The organism is Halomonas sp. Y3, assembly GCF_024137965.1.
In the GTDB taxonomy this organism is placed as follows: domain Bacteria; phylum Pseudomonadota; class Gammaproteobacteria; order Pseudomonadales; family Halomonadaceae; genus Halomonas; species Halomonas mongoliensis.
Genome location: NZ_CP099975.1, coordinates 2,490,670 through 2,507,947, shown reverse-complemented (window position 1 = coordinate 2,507,947; position 17,278 = coordinate 2,490,670). Strand labels below are relative to the sequence as shown.

The window sequence follows — 17,278 nt, the reverse complement described above, 5'->3', positions numbered from 1 at the left end:
TGTCGTCACCGCGGTGCCTGTCGGGGCGGCATCCGGCGAAGAGAGTCGTTATAATGCGCACAATGGACGGCTCCCCGCAGGGGAGCCCTGTCGTACTGGATGTCTGGAGGAATGCTGATGGCACGTAGAAGGGTAGTGGTGACCGGGCTTGGACTGGTCACGCCGGTGGGCAATACCGTCGAGGAGAGCTGGTCCAACATCAAGGCCGGCAAGAGCGGCATTGCCCCCATCGAGCACTTCGATGCCAGCGCCTTCAATACCCGCTTCGGCGGTTCGGTGAAGGACTTCGATATCAGTCCCTACCTGAACCCCAAGGAGGCCCGCAAGATGGACCTCTTCATCCAGTATGGCGTGGCGGCCGGGGCCCAGGCGATCCAGGACTCGGGGATCGAGTGCACCGAGGAGAATGCCTCCCGCATCGGCGTGGCCATCGGTTCCGGCATCGGCGGCCTGCCGATGATCGAGCACAACCACAGCGCCATGCTGAAGAGCGGCCCTCGGCGTATCTCGCCCTTCTTCGTGCCCGGCTCGATCATCAACATGATCTCCGGCAACCTGGCGATCCAGCACGGCTTCCGCGGCCCCAACATCGCCATCACCACCGCCTGCACCACCGGCACCCACAATATCGGCTATAGCGCGCGCACCATCGCCTACGGTGACGCCGACGTCATGGTCTGCGGCGGGGCCGAGATGGCCACCACGCCGCTGGGCCTCGGCGGCTTCTCCGCGGCCCGGGCGCTCTCGACCCGCAACGATGACCCGGTGGCGGCCAGCCGCCCCTGGGATCGCGACCGCGACGGCTTCGTGCTCTCCGACGGTGCCGGGGTGCTGGTGCTGGAGGAGTACGAGCACGCCCGTGCCCGCGGTGCGACCATCTATGCCGAGCTGACCGGCTTCGGCATGAGCGATGACGCCTACCACATGACCGCCCCGCCCGAGGACGGCAGCGGCGCGGCGCTCTCCATGGCCAACGCCATTCGCGATGCCAACCTGGACCCCTCGGCGATCCACTACATCAACGCCCACGGCACCTCGACGCCGGCCGGCGACCTGGCCGAGAGCCGCGCCGTGGAGAAGGTGATGGGCGCGGCGGCCAAGTCCGTGGCGGTCAGCTCCACCAAGTCGATGATCGGCCACCTGCTGGGCGCCGCCGGGGCCGTGGAAGCGGTGTTCTCGATCCTGGCCATTCGCGATCAGGTGGCGCCGCCCACCATCAACCTGGACAACCCCCAGGAGGGTTGCGTCCTCGACTATGTACCGCACACCGCCCGGGAGATGAAGATCGACGTGGCGCTGTCGAACTCCTTCGGTTTCGGCGGCACCAATGGCACCCTGATCTTCTCTCGGGTCTGAGCGGGGTAAGGGCGTGATCGGAGCGGCCGCTGGCTGGCCCCTGGATGACCGGGGGGCCGCCTATGGCGATGGTCTCTTCGAGACCATCCTGGTGCGTGACGGCCGCCCGCGGCTGTGGGACGAGCACCTGGCCCGGCTGGCCCGGGGCTGCCACGTGCTGGGCATTCCGATGCCCGCCGAGCACGAGCTGGCGGCTCCCCTGGCCGAGGCGGGGGAGGGGCTGGCGGTGCTCAAGCTGACCCTGACCCGGGGCAGCGGCGGACGCGGTTACCGGCCGCCGGCGGACCCCGCCCCGCGGCTGCGCTGGCAGCTGTCGCCCTTCGCGCCCCAGGAAAGCCGCTGGGAGGAGGGTGTCCGCATACGCCACTGCCGGCTGCGCCTCGGCATCCAGCCGCTGCTGGCCGGGCTCAAGCATCTCAACCGGCTGGAAAATGTCCTGGCTCGGGCGGAGTGGAGCGACGATGCCATCGCCGAGGGGCTGCTCTGCGACAGCGAGGGTCGCCTGGTGGAGGCCACCGCCATGAATCTCTTCTGGCAGCGTGATGGGCAGCTGGAGACGCCGCGGCTCGCGCGCTGCGGTGTGGCCGGTACCCTGCGCGAGGCGCTGATGGAACGCCTGGCGATCGCGGAGGTCGATGTCGGGCCCGAGGCGCTCCTGGCGGCCGAGGCGGTGTGGGTGGCCAATTCCGTGCAGGGCGCCTGGCCCGTGGTACGGCTCGACGCCGCCGACGGTCAGCCGGTCGGGCGCTGGAGCCTCGGCCCTGCACACCGGGACTTTCAGGCCGAGGCCCACCGGCTGCTGGGTTATCCGCCGCCCGCTTCAACCTGACCCGCTCTCAACGAACGACGACACGACGAGGACGCCGATGCGCGTGGTAAAGATCCTGCTGGTGCTGGCCCTTCTGGCCGGCGCGGCCCTGTTCGGCGGCTATCGCTACTGGGAGTCTCGCCTCGAGGCCCCCATCGCCGTGGACGAGCCGACTCTCTACGAGGTACCCCGGGGCGCCGGCTACAACCGTGCGGTGGCCGACCTGGCCCAGCGCGGGATCATCCAGGACGACTGGGCCTTTCGGTTGCTGACCCGCCTGGAGCCCGACAGCGTGCCGCGGCTGCGCGCCGGCGAGTACATGCTGGAGCCGGGCATGAGCGGCCGTGAGCTGATCGCGCTGCTCGGCAGCGACCGCGTCGTGACCTATCCGCTGACCATTCCCGAGGGCTGGACCTTCCGCCAGATGCGTGAGCTGCTGGATAGCGCTCCCAAGCTGGAGAGCCGCACCGCGGGTCTCTCCGACGAGGAGGTAATGGCCCTGCTCGACCGTGAGGGCGTCCACCCCGAGGGGTGGTTCTTCCCCGATACCTACCGCTACCACAAGGGAGTCAGCGACCTGGAGATCCTGGGCCAGGCGCTGGCCCGCATGGAGCGCATCCTCGAGGAGGTATGGGAAGGGCGCGCCGACGACCTGACCATCGAGTCGCCCTATGAGGCGCTGATCATGGCCTCGCTGATCGAGCGGGAGACCGGGGCGCCGGAGGAGCGCCGCGAGATCGCCGGCGTCTTCAAGCGGCGCATGGAGACCGGGATGCGCCTGCAGACCGACCCCACGGTGATCTACGGCATGGGCGAGCGCTACGACGGCCGCATCACCCGGGCCGACCTGCGCGAGGCGACCCCCTACAATACCTATGTGATCGACGGGCTGCCGCCGACGCCCATCGCCATGCCCGGCCGGGCGTCGCTGGAGGCCGCGGTGGACCCGCTGCCCGGCGAGACGCTCTACTTCGTCTCCCGGGGCGACGGCACCCATCACTTCTCGCGCACCCTGCGCGAGCACAACAATGCGGTGAACCGGTATATCCGCAACCGCCAGTAAGGAGGCACGGATGGCCGCGCGCGGACGCTTTATCACCCTGGAGGGCAGCGAGGGGGTCGGCAAGTCGACCAACCTGGCGCGGGTGGTCGCCTTCCTCGAGGCCCGGGGCCTCGAGGTGGTGCAGACCCGGGAGCCCGGCGGCACCCCCCGGGCGGAGGCGATTCGCCGCCTGCTGCTCGACCCCGCCGAACAGGAGCCCCTGGACCAGGACGCCGAGCTGCTGCTGGTCTTTGCCGCCCGGGCCCAGCACCTGGCCCGGGTGATCCGCCCGGCGCTGGCCCGCGGTGCCTGGGTGGTCTGCGACCGTTTTACCGACGCCACCTTCGCCTATCAGGGGGGCGGGCGCGGCATTCCCGCAGCGCGCATCGCTGAGCTGGAGCGCTTCGTACAGCAGGGCCTCTCCCCCGACCTGACCCTGCTGCTGGATATGCCCATCGAGGCGGCGCGCGAACGGGTGGCTCGCCGCGGCGAGGCCCCGGATCGTTTCGAGCGCGAGCGGGGCGACTTCTTCAGCGCGGTTCGCCAGGCCTACCTGGCTCGGGCGGCTGCCGACCCCGAGCGCTTCGCGGTGGTGGATGCCTCCCGGACGCTTTCGGCGGTGGGGGAGCAGATCGAGGTGCTTCTCGAGGCACGGGTGGCCGCATGGCAGAGCTGAGCGCCACACCTCCCCTCGACCCGGCGCCGCTGCCCTGGCTGGTGCCGCGCTTCGCGGAGCTTGCGCGGCTGGCCGACGCCGGCCGGCTCCCCCATGCGCTGCTGCTCTCCGGGCCGCGGGGTGTGGGCAAGCGTTCCCTGGCCGACGCGCTGATCGCCCGCACCCTCTGTGCCGCCCCCGGGCAGACCGCCTGCGGCACCTGCCACGGCTGCGCCATGCTCGCCTCCGGCTACCACCCGGACCTGCTGCGGGTGGAGCTGGAGGAGGGCAAGCGCCAGATTCGCATCGACGCCATCCGTGAGGTCAACGCCTTCGTGGCCCAGACCGCCCAGCAGGGCGGCTACCGGGTGATCCTGATCTCGCCGGCGGAAACCATGAACGTGGCCGCCGCCAACGCCCTGCTCAAGAGCCTGGAGGAGCCCGGCGGTCGCACCCTCTTCGTGCTGCTGGCGGATATCCCCTCACGGCTGCTGCCCACCATTCGCTCGCGCTGCCAGCACTGGAGTCTGGCCCCGCCGGAAGAGGCGGCCTGCCTGCCCTGGCTCGCCCAGCGGCTGGGTGACGAGGAGGAGGCGCGGTTCTGGCTGGGCCTGGCCGGCGGGCTGCCCCTGGCGGCTCTTGCCCAGGCCGAGCCGGCGTCCCGGGCCCTTCGCCAGCAGCTGCTGGAGACCTTCGAGGCCCTGGTGCGCGGCGCCGAGCCGGTGGCCGAGGCGGCCCGCCTGGAGCGCCAGTCGGTGGAGGCGACCCTGTGGTACGGTATCGCCTGGCTGGAGGACCTGATTCGGCTGGGGCTGTCGGGAGAGCCCGAGGGCGTGCGCAACCCCGATCTGCTGCCGCTCTACCGCCAGGCGGTCAAGAATGGCCGGGTGCGGGACTGGTTCCGCCTGCTCGACTATGCCCGTGAACAGCGCCGCCTGCTGGCCGCCGGCGGCAATCCCAACCCCCAGCTGGTGCTGGAAGCCTGGCTGGTGCGCTGGTCCGCGCTGCTGCGCTCGTGAACGAGGAGATCCCATGGCTGCCCAGAAGGCGCTGTCGCTGAATATCCAGGACGTCCAGACCCTGCTCTCGGCCTATATGCCGATGCTGGAGCGGGGCGGCATCTTCGTGCCCACCCGGGAGCGCTACGAGCTCGGCCAGGAGATCTACCTGCTGCTGACGCTGCCCGGCGAGAATGACCGGGTGCCGGTCACCGGCCAGGTGGCCTGGGTCTCCCCCGAGGGGGTCAGCGGGCGCCGGATGCCCGGCATCGGCATCCACTTAAGTGCCGGCGACCAGGCGGTGCGCGACCGCATCGAGAACCTGCTGGCCGGACACCTCGACAAGGGCGCGCTGACCTATACGCTCTGATCGCACCCGCGGGGGGCGCAACTCGCTGCGCGTAGGCGGTGGCTGAACCGCCCTGAAATGGCACTGCCATTCGCGAACCGAAGGTCGCTCCTGCGTTTCATATTCACAACTCTGCTAGCGGTATCTCCATGTTTGTCGACTCCCACTGCCATCTCGACCGCCTCGACCCACGTACCCACGGCGGTGATCTCGCCGCCGCCCTGGATGCCGCCCGGGCCCGGGGGGTGAAGCAGTTCCTGGCCATCGGCGTCACCCTCGACGAGGTGCCCGGCGTGGCGGCCATCGCCCGTGAGCATGACGACGTGGTGATCTCCGCCGGGGTCCACCCGCTGCACAGCGTCGACCAGGAGCCTGAGATCGAGGCGATCAAGGAGGTCGCCGAGCGCTTCGGCGCCGTGGCCATCGGCGAGTGCGGCCTGGACTACCATTACCTGGAAAAGTCGCCGGAGACGGTGCCCTCTCGGGAGGTCCAGCGCGAGCGCTTTCGTCGCCAGCTGATCGCCGCCACCGAGCTGGCGCTGCCGGTGATCATCCACACCCGGGAGGCCCGCGAGGAGACCCTGGCGCTGATTCGCGAGCACACAGACCCGGCCATCGGCGGGGTGCTGCACTGCTTTACCGAGGATCTCGACATGGCCCGGGAGGCGGTGCGCCACGGCTTCTACATCTCGCTCTCCGGCATCGTTACCTTCCGCAACGCCGAGGCGCTGCGCGAGGTGGCCCGCCGGGTGCCCCTGGACCGGCTGCTGATCGAGACCGACAGCCCCTATCTGGCGCCGGTGCCCCATCGCGGCAAGCCCAACGAGCCGGCCTGGGTGGTGGAGGTCGCCGAGTGCATCGCCGCCGAGCGCGGCATCAGCGTGGAGGAGGTCGCCATGCAGACCACCGCCAACTTCTACCGCCTGTTCCGCGCCGCCGCGCCGGAGGCTTCCGCAGAGATGCGCGAGATCCTCCGCGACGCCGGCTTCCTGCAGGGGGCCTGATGAACCTCGAGCCGCTGCTGGCCCATATCGATCCGGTCGGCGAGATTCCGCCGGTGGATCGCTGGCATCCCGAGCGGGTGGGCGAGATGGACCTGGTGATCGCCGCCGACGGCCGCTGGCTCCACGAGGGAGCCCCCATTGCGCGGCCACGGCTGGTGCGCCTGCTCTCGACGATACTGCGCCGCGAGCCGGACGGTCGCTACGCCCTGGTCACCCCCGCCGAGAAGCAGCTGATTCGGGTGGAGGATCGCCCCTTCCTGGCGGTGGACGCCGAACGCGATGCCGAGGGGCGCTGGTGGCTGACCACCAACGTGGGAGACCGCCTGATGCTCGACGAGACCCACCGCCTGAGCCCGAGCGAGACCCCCGCCGGCGAGCCGGTGCCCGAGGTGGCGGTGCGCTTCGGCCTGGCCGCGCGGCTGGGCCGTAACCTCTACTACCGCCTGGTGGAGGCCGCCGAGTGCCGCGCGCTCCCCGGCGGCGGCGAGGAGCTCGGCCTTGACAGCGGCGGCGTCTGGCAGCCCCTGGGTCGCCTGGACGAAAGCGGGGCGGCGTGAGGCTCACCGCGGAGCAGCGTGCCGTGGTCGAGCACGGCGCCGGCCATGCCCGGGTAGCGGCGGTGGCCGGTTCCGGCAAGACCACCACCATGGTGGCTCGGGTGCTGCACCTGCTGGCCCGGGGCGTGGCACCGGAGCGGATCCTGGTGCTGATGTTCAACCGCTCGGCCCGGGAGGACTTCCAGGCGCGGCTCGCCGCCATGGCCCCGAAGGGCCAGCCGCTGCCGGATGTGCGCACCTTCCACTCCCTGGGCCACCGTCTCACCGGTAGCCTGACCCGCTGGGGGGCCCTCTCGCCGCGCACCCTGCTGACCGCCGACTGGCAGGTGGAGCGCCTGCTGCGCCAGGCCACCCAGCATGCCCTGGCCGAGACCCTGGCCTCGGGGGAGGCGGCGCTGGATGCCGAGCGCCTCGAGGCCCTGGCCCACTTCTGTGCCCTGGTGAAGGCCGAGATGGTGCCGCCGGCGGAGCTCTACGCCCGGCTCGACTTCGGTGAGGCCACCGAGCACTTCGTGGCGGCCTTCGAGCACGCCGAGACGCTGCTCGCCGACCACGGCCTGATGGGCTACGCGGACCTGCTCTATCGCCCGCTCAGGGCCCTGGAGGCCGATGCCGGCCTGCGCGGCCGCGTCCAGGGCTTTCTCGACCATGTGATCATCGATGAGTATCAGGACATCAACGTGGCCCAGCAGCGGCTGCTGGCGGTACTGGCCGGCGACCGCGCCGAGGTGATGGCGGTGGGGGATGCCAACCAGTGCATCTACGAGTGGCGCGGGGCCCATCCCGATACCATGCTGGAGCGCTTCACCGAGACCTTCGGGGAGGCGGTGGACTATCCGCTCTCCACCACCTTCCGCCACGGCCACGCCCTGGCCCTGGCGGCCAACCACGCCATCGAGGCCAACCGCCGGCGGCCCGAGCAGCTCTGCCTGGCGGCGGCCGGCAACCCCCGGACCCGTCTCGCCCAGGCCTGCGGCAGCCGCCCGCTGCTCGAGGCGCTGGCGGCCTGGCAGGCCGAGGGCCGGGCGCTGGGCGAGGCCTGCCTGCTGGTGCGCAGCTGGTCGCTCTCCGTGCCGCTGCAGCTGGCGCTGCTGCGGGAAGGCATTCCCTTCCGGCTCTCCCGGGAGGACCGCTTCGTCTTCCGCCTGCCCCTGGTGCAGGCCCTGGCCGGCTACCTGCGCTTGGCCCGGGAGCCTTCGCTGCTCGCCGATCCCGCCCACCTGACGCTGCTGCTCGGCCAGCCCACCCCCTTCGTGGCCCGGGAGCGCCTGGTGGCGTTGGCCCGCCAGCTGGCCGAGAGCCAGCGCTGGCCGGAGCGCCATGACCCGCTGCTGGCCGGCCTCAGGCCGCACCAGCGGCGCACCCTCAAGAAGCGCTGGGCGCTGCTCTGCGAGCTGCCGCGCCTGAGGGCCTGGCCTCCCGCCCGGCTCCTCGAGCATGTGGTGGAGGCGGTGGAGGCGGAGAAGGTGCTCAAGCGCGCCGCGGCTCGCCGGGACAAGGGGGAGGAGGACGTGCGCCTGCTCGATGTGCTGCTCGAGCAGGCCGGCGAGCTCGGCAACGATCCCGAGGCCTTCATCGAGTTGCTGGGGCGCCCGGTGGAGAATGCCCGGGAGGGTGTGTTGATCACCACGGTGCACGGCGCCAAGGGGCTGGAGTGGCCCCTGGTGGCGCTGGCCGGGGTCAACGAGCAGGACTTTCCCCACTACACCCGGGACAACCCCCTGACCGCCCAGCGCCTGGAGGAGGAGCGGCGCCTCTTCTACGTGGCCATCACCCGGGCCCGGGAGCGGCTGCTGCTGCTCCACGACGGGGGCGAGCACCGGCCCAGCCGCTTCCTGGCCGAGAGCGCCTGGGAGGAGTGCCAGCGGGTGGCCCAGGCCCTGGAGGCGGCGGGCGGTGCGGCCCGGGAGCCCCTGGGCGTCAGCCGGCCTGCCCTGGTCGAGCACTATCTGGCCAGGCTGGGAGCCTCCCTGCCCCTGGCGGCGGCGGGGCCTCCGGGCGTCGCCGAGGGCGGCCCCGACTACCGGGCCTTCGACGTGGGGCAGCGGCTGCGCCATGCTGTCTTTGGCGAGGGCGAGATCGACCTGGTGGAGGGCGACCCCGACAACCCGGTGATCGAGGTGCGCTTTCGCCATGCCGGGCGCCGCCGCCTGATCGCCCGCCGGGCCCCCATCGAACTGCTGGAAGGAGAACGCTCATGAGCCGTCCCCTGATGACTGCGCCGGAGCTGGCCGAGGCCCTCGACGGCCATCGCCCGCCACGGCTCCTCGACTGTCGGGCACGCCTGGGTGATCCCGACGCCGGCCATACCCTGTGGTGGGAGGCGCACCTGCCCGGCAGCTACCATATCGACCTGGAACGCGACCTGTCGGGGCCGCCGGGGCAGGGCGGGCGCCACCCCCTGCCGTCCCGGGAGGCCTTTACCGCCACCCTGCAGCGCCTCGGCATCACCCCGGAGCTGCCGGTGGTGGTCTATGACGACATGGGGGGCCAGCTGGCCGCGGCCAGGGCCTGGTGGATGCTCGCCTGCTGGGCGGGTCATCCGGACGTGCGCCTCTTCGACGGCGGCATCAAGGCCTGGCTGGGGGCGGGCGAGGAGCTCTCCGATGGGGACCGCTCCGCGCCCCCGTCCAGCGACTGGGTGCCTGCCTACCGTGACGACCCGTGGTGCGATGCCACCCGGCTGCAGGAGGAGGGCGTGCTGCTGGTGGATGCTCGCAGCCGCGAGCGATTCCGCGGCGAGGTCGAGTCCATCGACTCGGTGGCGGGGCATATCCCCGGCGCGGTGTGTCGCCCCAGTGCCGACAACCTGACCCCCTGGGGGCGTTTCAAGCCGCCGGGCCAGCTGGCCGGCGAGCTTCCCGAGGCCGGTGAGGTGATCGCCTACTGCGGCTCCGGGGTCACCGCCTGCCATACCATCCTGGCCTACGCCGTGGCCGGCCGACCGCTGCCGCGCCTCTATCCCGGCTCCTGGAGCGAATGGATCCGCGACCCCGTGCGGCCGGTGGCGACCGGCGACTGAGCCCGGCTACCGCCGGTAGCTTGAAGCCATAAGCCTGAAGCTGGAAGAAAAAACCGCCCCCGCAGCAAGGCGGCGGGGGCGGCTTCATCCAAACGGCTGGCTGGCTTACATGTTGGGGTAGTTAGGCCCGCCGCCACCCTCCGGCGCCACCCAGGTGATGTTCTGGGCCGGGTCCTTGATGTCGCAGGTCTTGCAGTGCACGCAGTTCTGGAAGTTGATCTGGAACCGCGGCTTGCCGTCGTCGTCCTCCACGACCTCGTAGACCCCGGCCGGGCAGTAGCGGCTTGCCGGCTCGGCGTAGGTCGGCAGGTTGTCGCGGATCGGCAGCTCCGGGTCGGCCAGGCGCAGGTGGCAGGGCTGATCCTCCTCGTGGTTGGTGTTCGACAGGAACACCGAGGAGAGCTTGTCGAAGGAGAGCTTGCCGTCGGGCTTGGGGTAGTCGATCTTCTCGAACTCGGCGGCCGGCTTGAGCGCCGCGTGATCCGGCGTGGTGTCGTGGACGTTGGGCAGCTTGCCGCCGAGCAGCTGGTTGACGAAGTTGTAGGCGCCGCCGCCCACGGTGCCGTACTTGTGGATCGCCGGACCGAAGCTCGCGCTCTCCTTGAGCTCGGCCCAGGCCCAGCTCGCCTCCCACTTCTCGGTGAAGGCGGTCAGCTCGGCGCCCCCGTCGTCACCCCCCTTGATGGCTTCGAATACCGCCTCGGCGGCCACCAGGCCCGACTTCATGGCGGTGTGCAGGCCCTTGATCTTGGCGAAGTTCAGGGTGCCGGCGTCGCAGCCAATCAAGAGGCCACCCGGGAAGGTCATCTTGGGCAGGCCGTTGAGGCCGCCCTTGGTGATGGCGCGGGCGCCGTAGGCGATGCGCTTGCCGCCCGCGAGGTGCTTGGCCAGCACCGGATGGTGCTTCATGCGCTGGAACTCGTCGAAGGGCGACAGCCAGGGGTTGCGATAGGAGAGGTCCATGATCAGGCCCACCACCACCTGCTGGTTCTCGGCGTGGTAGAGGAACCAGCCGCCGTGGGTGTTCTTGTCCAGCGGCCAGCCGGAGCCGTGCAGCACCAGGCCGGGCTCATGCTGCTCGGCGGGGATGTCCCACAGCTCCTTCAAGCCGATGCCGTAGTGCTGGGGGTCCTTGCCGGCCGCCAGGTCATACTCCTGGATCAGGCGCTTGCCGATATGGCCCCGGGCTCCCTCGGCGAAGAGGGTGTACCTGGCGCGCAGCTCCATGCCCGGCATGTAGCTGTCCTTGGGCTCGCCGTCGGCGCCCACGCCCATGTCGCCGATCAGGATGCCCTTGACCACGCCCTCCTCGACGATCGCCTCCTGGGCGGCGAAGCCGGGGAAGATCTCCACCCCGAGCCCCTCGGCCTGCTCGGCCAGCCAGCGGCAGAGGTTGCCGGCGCTGATCACGTAGCGGGGCATGTCGCCACCGGTGTTATGCATGCTCTTCGGCACCAGGGCGTTGGGCAGCTTCTGAGCCTTCTCGGCGTCCTTGAGCAGGTAGACCTCGTCGCGGCTGGCCGGGGTGGTCAGGGGCGCGCCGCGCTCCTCCCAGTCGGGGAAGAGCTCGGCCAGGGCGCGGGGCTCGAAGACGGCGCCGGAGAGGATATGGGCGCCCACCTCGGAGCCCTTCTCCACCACGCACACGGTCAGCTCCTGTTCGGCGGCATTGGCCTGCTGCATCAGTCGGCACGCGGCGGCCAGGCCAGAGGGGCCGGCGCCGACGATCACCACATCGAATTCCATCGAATCGCGTTCTACCTGTTCCACCTGCTGCTCCTCCCTCACTCCGCCGTTGACGGCCTGCCACCAACGTCGATAGTAATTAAAACGGTCGTTTGCTTCTTGCCTGGCTCCATGATAGGCATAATAGACGACTCAGGTCACCCCCTCGATGTGGATTAGGCCGCGAGGGGGTGGGAAAAGATAGGATTGTTGCCAGGCCGCCGGCTATGGCACATTGGGAATGTTTATCCGTGCGGTGCCTATCAAACGCTCGCATGAATTTCGACTAAGGGCATGCCGGCCCGTTATAAGCGGCCCCAACAGGCGAAGGCCGGCGGTCAGCGTCGCGCCCAGTCACCAGGATGGTTCCATACTCGAAGAGCCTAGCGAGGACACCATGAAAGTACTCGTCGCGGTCAAACGCGTCATCGACTACAACGTCAAGATCCGGGTCAAGCCGGATCACTCCGACGTCGATCTCACCAACGTCAAGATGGCCATGAACCCCTTCTGCGAGATCGCCGTGGAAGAGGCGGTGCGCCTGAAGGAGAAGGGCGTGGCCACCGAGATCGTCGCCGTCACCATCGGCCCCAAGGCCGCCCAGGAGCAGCTGCGTACCGCCCTGGCGCTGGGTGCCGATCGCGCCATCCACGTCGAGACCGACGAGCGCGTCGAGTCCCTGGGCGCCGCCAAGGCGCTGGCCAAGCTGGTCGAGGAGGAGCAGCCGGGCCTGGTGATCCTCGGCAAGCAGGCCATCGACAGCGACAACAACCAGACCGGCCAGATGCTCGCCGCCCTGACCGGCCTGCCCCAGGGCACCTTCGCCTCGGCGGTCAACGTCGAGGGAGACAAGGTGCAGGTGACCCGCGAGGTCGACGGCGGCCTGCAGACCGTCGAGCTGACCCTGCCTGCCATCGTCACCACCGACCTGCGCCTCAACGAGCCGCGCTACGCCAAGCTGCCCGATATCATGAAGGCCAAGAAGAAGCCGCTGGACGTCAAGTCCCCGGCGGATCTCGGCATTTCGGTAGGCAGTCGAGTCAAGCTGCTCAAGGTCGAGCCGCCGGCGGAGCGTCAGGGCGGCGTCAAGGTGGGCTCCGTGGACGAGCTGGTCGACAAACTGAAGAACGAAGCGAAGGTGATCTCATGAGCATCCTGGTACTCGCCGAACATCACGATGGCGCCCTGGCCGGCGCTACCGCCCATGTGGTTGCCGCCGCCCAGGCCATCGGCGGCGATATCGACGTGCTGGTGGCCGGTGAAGGCGTGGGTGCCGTTGCCGAGGCCGCGGCCAAGTTCGACGGCGTCAGCAAGGTCCGCGTGGCCGACAGCGCCGCCTACGCCCACCTGCTGGCCGAGCCCACCGCGGCGCTGGTGGCGGAGCTTGCCGGCGACTACAGCCACGTGCTGGCCGCGGCCTCCACCACCGGCAAGAACGTGCTGCCCCGGGTCGCCGCCCTCAAGGACGTGGCGCAGATCTCCGAGATCATCGCGGTGGAGTCTCCGGATACCTTCAAGCGCCCGATCTATGCCGGCAACGCCATCGCCACGGTGCAGAGCGAGGACGCCCTCAAGGTGATCACCGTGCGCTCCACCGGCTTCGATGCGGTGGCCGAGGGCGGCAGCGCCGCCATCGAGGCGGTGGATTTTGTGGCCGACAACGCCCAGTCCACCTTCGTCAAGGAGGAGCTGGCCCAGTCCGACCGCCCCGAGCTGGGTGCCGCCAAGGTGGTGATCTCCGGCGGCCGCGGGATGGGCAACGGCGAGAACTTCAAGCTGCTCGACGGCATCGCCGACAAGCTGGGCGCGGCCATCGGTGCCTCGCGCGCCGCGGTGGACGCCGGCTTCGTGCCCAACGACATGCAGGTGGGCCAGACCGGCAAGATCGTCGCGCCCGAGCTCTACATCGCCGTGGGCATCTCGGGGGCCATCCAGCACCTGGCCGGCATGAAGGACTCCAAGGTGATCGTCGCCATCAACAAGGACGAGGAGGCGCCGATCTTCCAGGTGGCCGACTATGGACTCGTTGCCGATCTCTTCGAGGCGCTGCCCGAGTTGGAAAGCAAGCTGTAAGGAAGATCGGAATCTTCCAGGTAGCGCTCTCGACTGTCAGCGGACTCGTCGCGGCGCTGCCGGAGCTCGAGAGCAAGCTGTAAGAGCGATCGACGGATCGAACATGCCGTTGCCGGCCCTCGAACGAGGGCCGGTTTTTTATGGCCCGGACCTTGGATAGAATGGATAATCATTATCAGTTGTGAGCGGCTTGACCCAGGCCATGGCGGCGCCGGCCGCCATGGGGGAAGATGGCCGCCGAACAGGAGTCGGGGGTGGATGAGGGTGAGCAATCGCAGAAGGAGTGTCGGGCTGCAGGGGGTCATGGTGGCCATCTGCCTGGGCCTGATGGCCCTGGCCATGCCGGCCGTGGCCGACGAGGGGCGTGACGCGTCCGGGGGTGCCGGGATCCGGGCGGAGGCGCTGGGGCTGGCCCTGCCGCTGGCGGCGGAGCTCTCGCGCAGCGCGAAGGCGCTGGAGGCCCTGGTCGAGGCCGACCTGCCGTTTCTGGTCGACCAGCGCCTGGCCCGGGCCAGTGAGCTCCGCGAGGCGCTGAACGACCGGCCACTGGAGGTCGCCGACCAGGCCGAGCGGCTGGTGGCCGCCTGGCGGCAGGAGCTCGCCTATGGCCGCGAGATCGACAGCTGGCGCGGGCTGCTGGTGGGCGATGATGGCCGCGAGGTGGACTATCTGCGCCTGGGTCGTGTGGGCCTCTACTTCCTGACCCCGGACGGCCGGGAGGGCGGGGTCTGGTCCCGGGACGAGGCGCGCTGGCGGTCCCTCGAGGGGTCGGTGCTCGCCGAACTGCGCAAGGGGGTGGCCATCGCCCGGGAGCGTCGCGCCCCGGAGCTGCTGGCGCTGCCTGTCTCCATTCGGCCGGACGCGCCCTGGAGGACCCGGGAGGGGGCGCTTCCCGCCTGGCCCGAGGCGGCCGGGGACGTCGAGAGCGAGGCGCTGCTCGCCCTGGTCTCCCGGCAGGTGGGGGAGCTGCGGGACGGGCTGAACGACAGCCGGCTGCTGCTGGGCAGCGAGCTGTCGCTACCCGAGCGGCCGGAAGAGGGCGCCGCGGGCGGCGCTGCCGTCACCGGGCTGCTGCGTCATCTCGAGGCCCTGGTGCGGGAGAGCGGCCACTGGCGCCGCTTCGAGGCCCCGGTGGCCGGCGTCGATGGCCGGATCGCCTCCCGCGAGGTGGCCCGGGTGGGCGACCAGCTGCTGTTCGGCGGCGGCGTCCTGCTGCGCCCCGGCGGCGACGCCTCGGCCCGGCGGCTGGCGGTGGTCGAGGGCCTGGACCGTGAGCAGCAGGCCCGGCTCGCCGCCGGCTGGGAAGGGGGGGCGCCCCTGCTCATCGACCCCACCGGAGGCCGGCTGCTCGAGGCGCTGGCGCGTCAGCCCAGCCTGCAGGAGCGCTTCCATCAGGGGGGCGTCGTCGGCTACGTGGTCGTCGCCCTGGGGGCGCTGGGCCTGCTGGTGGCGCTGCTGCAGTTCCTCTACCTGGTCGTGGTGCGCTGGCGGCTGCGCCGCCAGCTGCGCGACCTCGACCGCCTTCGTGACGACAACCCCCTGGGCCGGGTGCTGGGCCGCTTTCGCACCCTGCGCCAGGGCCTCCCCCCGGAGGCCCTGGAGGCGCGCCTGGACGAGGCGCTGCTGGCGGAGCTGCCGCGACTGGAGCGGGGGCAGGGGCTGGTCAAGCTGCTGGCCGCCGTGGCCCCGCTGCTGGGGCTGCTCGGCACCGTGACCGGCATGATCGTCACCTTCCAGGCCATCACGGTCTACGGTACCGGTGACCCGCAGCTGATGGCCGGGGGCATCAGTCAGGCGCTGGTCACCACCGTGCTGGGGCTGGTCACCGCGGTGCCGCTGCTCTTTGCGCATACGGCGCTGACCAGCCGCAGCCGGGGCCTGGTGGGGCTGCTGGAGGGCAATGCCAGCGCGGCGCTGGCCGAGCACCTGGAGGCTCAGCCCCCGCAGCCCGCCGCCGGCCGCAGCCACGAGGGGGCCCGCCTTGCCCATGCCTGAGCTGTCGGTCGCCCTGCTGGCGCCGCTCCAGCGGCTGATGGAGGCGGGCGGCGCCGTCCTGGTGCTGATCATGGTAGTGGCCGCGGTGCTGTTCGCCCTGACCCTGGAGCGCTGGTGGTACTTCCGGGTGACCTGGCGGGCCGAGCGGCGTGCCCTGGTGAGGCGCTGGGTGGCTCACCCCGACCACGGCAGCTGGAGTGCGCGCACCCTGCGCGAGGTGTGGAGCCAGGCGCTGGTCGCCCGGCTGCGCCGGCCGCTGCCGTGGATGAGGCTGCTGGTGGCCATCTGCCCGCTGCTGGGGCTTCTGGGCACCGTGACTGGCATGATCGTGGTCTTCGACGGCCTGGCGCTGAGCGACACCCACCAGGCCCGGGCCATGGCCGACGGCGTGGCCCGGGCGACCCTGCCGACCCTGACCGGCATGGCGGTGGCCGTGGTGGGCCTGCTGGCCACCACTCGCCTCGAATTCATCATCCGGCGCGAGGAGCAGCGGCTGCACGACCGCCTGGCTCGCGCCGCGGAGCAGCAGGGAGAGACCCGCCATGCGTAGACGTCGCCTGAGTGCCGACGCCGAGACCGGCGAGGTGAACCTCACGCCGATGCTGGACGTGGTGTTCATCATGCTGATCTTCTTCATCGTCACCACCAGCTTCATCAAGGAGAGCGGCATCGAGATCGAGCGCCCCGAGTCCAGCGCCGCCACGCCGCGGCCCGATGCCCAGGTGATGGTGGCGCTGACCGGGGAGGGTGCCGTCTGGGTGGATGGTCAGCCGGTCGACCTGCACCGGGTGGGGCCGGAGGTGGCCGCGCTGATCAGCGGCAGCGGCAGCGTGGTGATCCAGGCCGATCGCCAGGCCACCACCGGCCTGCTGGTGGAGGTGATGGATCGCCTGCGGGAGGCCGGGGTCGAGGAGGTGGCGGTGGCGGCCACGCGGAGCGGCGAATGATGCGCCTGGTCCTCTCGGGGCTTGGCGGCACCGCCCTGGCGGTAGCGCTGTTTTGGCTGCTGGCCCTGCTGGTGACGCCACCCGAGCAGGAGGTCGAGCCGCTGGAGGTGGCCGTGCCCCTGCGCCTGGCCTCGATGGCGGAAGCGGTGGAGGAGAGCGACGTCGCCGAGGCGCCGGAGGAGGTGGCGCCGGAACCCCCGGCCGACCCCCTGGAGGCCCAGCCGGAGCCGGAGGTGGCGCTGGAGCCCTTGCCCGAGAGCTCCGATGGCATCAGCCTGCCCGAGCCCGAGCCCGAGCCCGAGCCCGAGCCCGAGCCCGAGCCCGAGCCCGAGCCCGAGCCCAGGCCTCAGCCCGAACCGCGGCCGGCGCCTCAGCCTGCTCCTGCCGAGGCTGCGCCTGCCCAGCCCGCTTCCGACGCCCCGGCTCCCCCGACACAGGGCGTGGAGCAGGAGGCGCCGCCGGTGGCCGACAGTGGCCCGGTGGATATCGGCGCCGCCGAGCCTCTCAGCCGGGTGCCGCCGAGCTACCCGCGGCGCGCCCAGCGTCGTGGCCTGGAGGGGTATGTGGAGCTGGAGTTCCTGATCCGCCCGGACGGGCGCGTGGAGGGCGGCAGCATCCGCGTGATCGAGGCGCGGCCCCGCCAGGTCTTCGAGGAGGCCGCGGAGCAGGCGGTGGGGCAGTGGCGCTTCGAGGCCGACGGGCGCACGCGCCGGGCCCGCCAGCGGCTGGAGTTTCAGTTGCGCTGAG

Annotated in this window: 17 protein-coding genes; 16 read left to right on the top strand and 1 reads right to left on the bottom strand. The window is 70.9% G+C overall.

Translation table 11 applies throughout. The features are described from left to right. Window positions 1–117 precede the first annotated feature (117 nt). The 10 genes from fabF (at window position 118) to NHL60_RS11890 (ending at window position 9,791) form a co-directional block, all read left to right on the top strand. Entirely contained in the window at window positions 118–1,356 is a 1,239-nt protein-coding gene (fabF, locus tag NHL60_RS11935) for a beta-ketoacyl-ACP synthase II (RefSeq protein WP_253443541.1), read from the top strand. 13 nt (window positions 1,357–1,369) lie between these two features. After that, complete coding sequence (pabC, locus tag NHL60_RS11930; RefSeq protein WP_253443539.1) at window positions 1,370–2,185, top strand: aminodeoxychorismate lyase; 816 nt, start codon at window positions 1,370–1,372, stop codon at window positions 2,183–2,185. Between the two features lie 37 nt (window positions 2,186–2,222). Continuing rightward, the gene (gene mltG / locus NHL60_RS11925; RefSeq protein WP_253443537.1) at window positions 2,223–3,227 is read left to right on the top strand and encodes an endolytic transglycosylase MltG; all 1,005 of its coding nucleotides are present in this window, start codon (window positions 2,223–2,225) and stop codon (window positions 3,225–3,227) included. Between the two features lie 10 nt (window positions 3,228–3,237). Then, a complete protein-coding gene (gene tmk, locus NHL60_RS11920) occupies window positions 3,238–3,882 on the top strand; it encodes a dTMP kinase (protein WP_253443535.1) in 645 nt (214 codons plus the stop codon). Beyond that, window positions 3,870–4,880: a DNA polymerase III subunit delta' gene (locus NHL60_RS11915; RefSeq protein ID WP_253443532.1), complete on the top strand. Its 1,011-nt coding sequence runs from the start codon at window positions 3,870–3,872 to the stop codon at window positions 4,878–4,880. The genes tmk and NHL60_RS11915 overlap by 13 nt, the downstream gene beginning before the upstream one ends. A 13-nt stretch (window positions 4,881–4,893) precedes the next feature. Next, entirely contained in the window at window positions 4,894–5,229 is a 336-nt protein-coding gene (locus tag NHL60_RS11910; protein ID WP_253443530.1) for a PilZ domain-containing protein, read from the top strand. A gap of 128 nt (window positions 5,230–5,357) precedes the next feature. Continuing rightward, window positions 5,358–6,212, top strand: a complete 855-nt coding sequence (locus tag NHL60_RS11905) for a TatD family hydrolase (protein WP_253443528.1) — start codon at window positions 5,358–5,360, stop codon at window positions 6,210–6,212. Then, window positions 6,212–6,769: a DUF1285 domain-containing protein gene (locus NHL60_RS11900; protein WP_253443526.1), complete on the top strand. Its 558-nt coding sequence runs from the start codon at window positions 6,212–6,214 to the stop codon at window positions 6,767–6,769. Before NHL60_RS11905 ends, NHL60_RS11900 begins: the two co-directional genes overlap by 1 nt. Continuing rightward, window positions 6,766–8,970: an ATP-dependent helicase gene (locus tag NHL60_RS11895; protein ID WP_253443524.1), complete on the top strand. Its 2,205-nt coding sequence runs from the start codon at window positions 6,766–6,768 to the stop codon at window positions 8,968–8,970. The genes NHL60_RS11900 and NHL60_RS11895 overlap by 4 nt, the downstream gene beginning before the upstream one ends. After that, window positions 8,967–9,791, top strand: coding sequence for a sulfurtransferase (locus NHL60_RS11890; protein ID WP_253443522.1), 825 nt, complete (start codon window positions 8,967–8,969; stop codon window positions 9,789–9,791). The genes NHL60_RS11895 and NHL60_RS11890 overlap by 4 nt, the downstream gene beginning before the upstream one ends. Window positions 9,792–9,896: 105 nt before the next feature. Here the strand turns inward: NHL60_RS11890 and NHL60_RS11885 are convergent, their stop codons facing one another. Beyond that, complete coding sequence (locus NHL60_RS11885; RefSeq protein ID WP_253443520.1) at window positions 9,897–11,561, bottom strand: electron transfer flavoprotein-ubiquinone oxidoreductase; 1,665 nt, start codon at window positions 11,559–11,561, stop codon at window positions 9,897–9,899. 352 nt (window positions 11,562–11,913) lie between these two features. On the opposite strand from NHL60_RS11885, the gene NHL60_RS11880 reads away from it, so the two are divergent. The 6 genes from NHL60_RS11880 to NHL60_RS11855 all read left to right on the top strand — a co-directional run bounded on the left by NHL60_RS11880 (window position 11,914) and on the right by NHL60_RS11855 (window position 17,277). Beyond that, on the top strand, window positions 11,914–12,666 hold the full coding sequence (locus NHL60_RS11880; protein WP_253443518.1) for an electron transfer flavoprotein subunit beta/FixA family protein: 753 nt from the start codon (window positions 11,914–11,916) through the stop codon (window positions 12,664–12,666). Further along, window positions 12,663–13,589 (top strand): electron transfer flavoprotein subunit alpha/FixB family protein, encoded by a 927-nt coding sequence (locus tag NHL60_RS11875; RefSeq protein WP_253443516.1) that lies wholly within the window; start codon window positions 12,663–12,665, stop codon window positions 13,587–13,589. The genes NHL60_RS11880 and NHL60_RS11875 overlap by 4 nt, the downstream gene beginning before the upstream one ends. 258 nt (window positions 13,590–13,847) lie before the next feature. After that, window positions 13,848–15,584 (top strand): MotA/TolQ/ExbB proton channel family protein, encoded by a 1,737-nt coding sequence (locus tag NHL60_RS11870; protein ID WP_253443515.1) that lies wholly within the window; start codon window positions 13,848–13,850, stop codon window positions 15,582–15,584. After that, on the top strand, window positions 15,577–16,134 hold the full coding sequence (locus NHL60_RS11865; protein WP_253443514.1) for a MotA/TolQ/ExbB proton channel family protein: 558 nt from the start codon (window positions 15,577–15,579) through the stop codon (window positions 16,132–16,134). The genes NHL60_RS11870 and NHL60_RS11865 overlap by 8 nt, the downstream gene beginning before the upstream one ends. Continuing rightward, entirely contained in the window at window positions 16,127–16,531 is a 405-nt protein-coding gene (locus NHL60_RS11860; protein WP_253443513.1) for a biopolymer transporter ExbD, read from the top strand. The genes NHL60_RS11865 and NHL60_RS11860 overlap by 8 nt, the downstream gene beginning before the upstream one ends. Next, complete coding sequence (locus NHL60_RS11855) at window positions 16,528–17,277, top strand: energy transducer TonB (protein ID WP_253443512.1); 750 nt, start codon at window positions 16,528–16,530, stop codon at window positions 17,275–17,277. The genes NHL60_RS11860 and NHL60_RS11855 overlap by 4 nt, the downstream gene beginning before the upstream one ends. Window position 17,278: the final 1 nt, after the last annotated feature.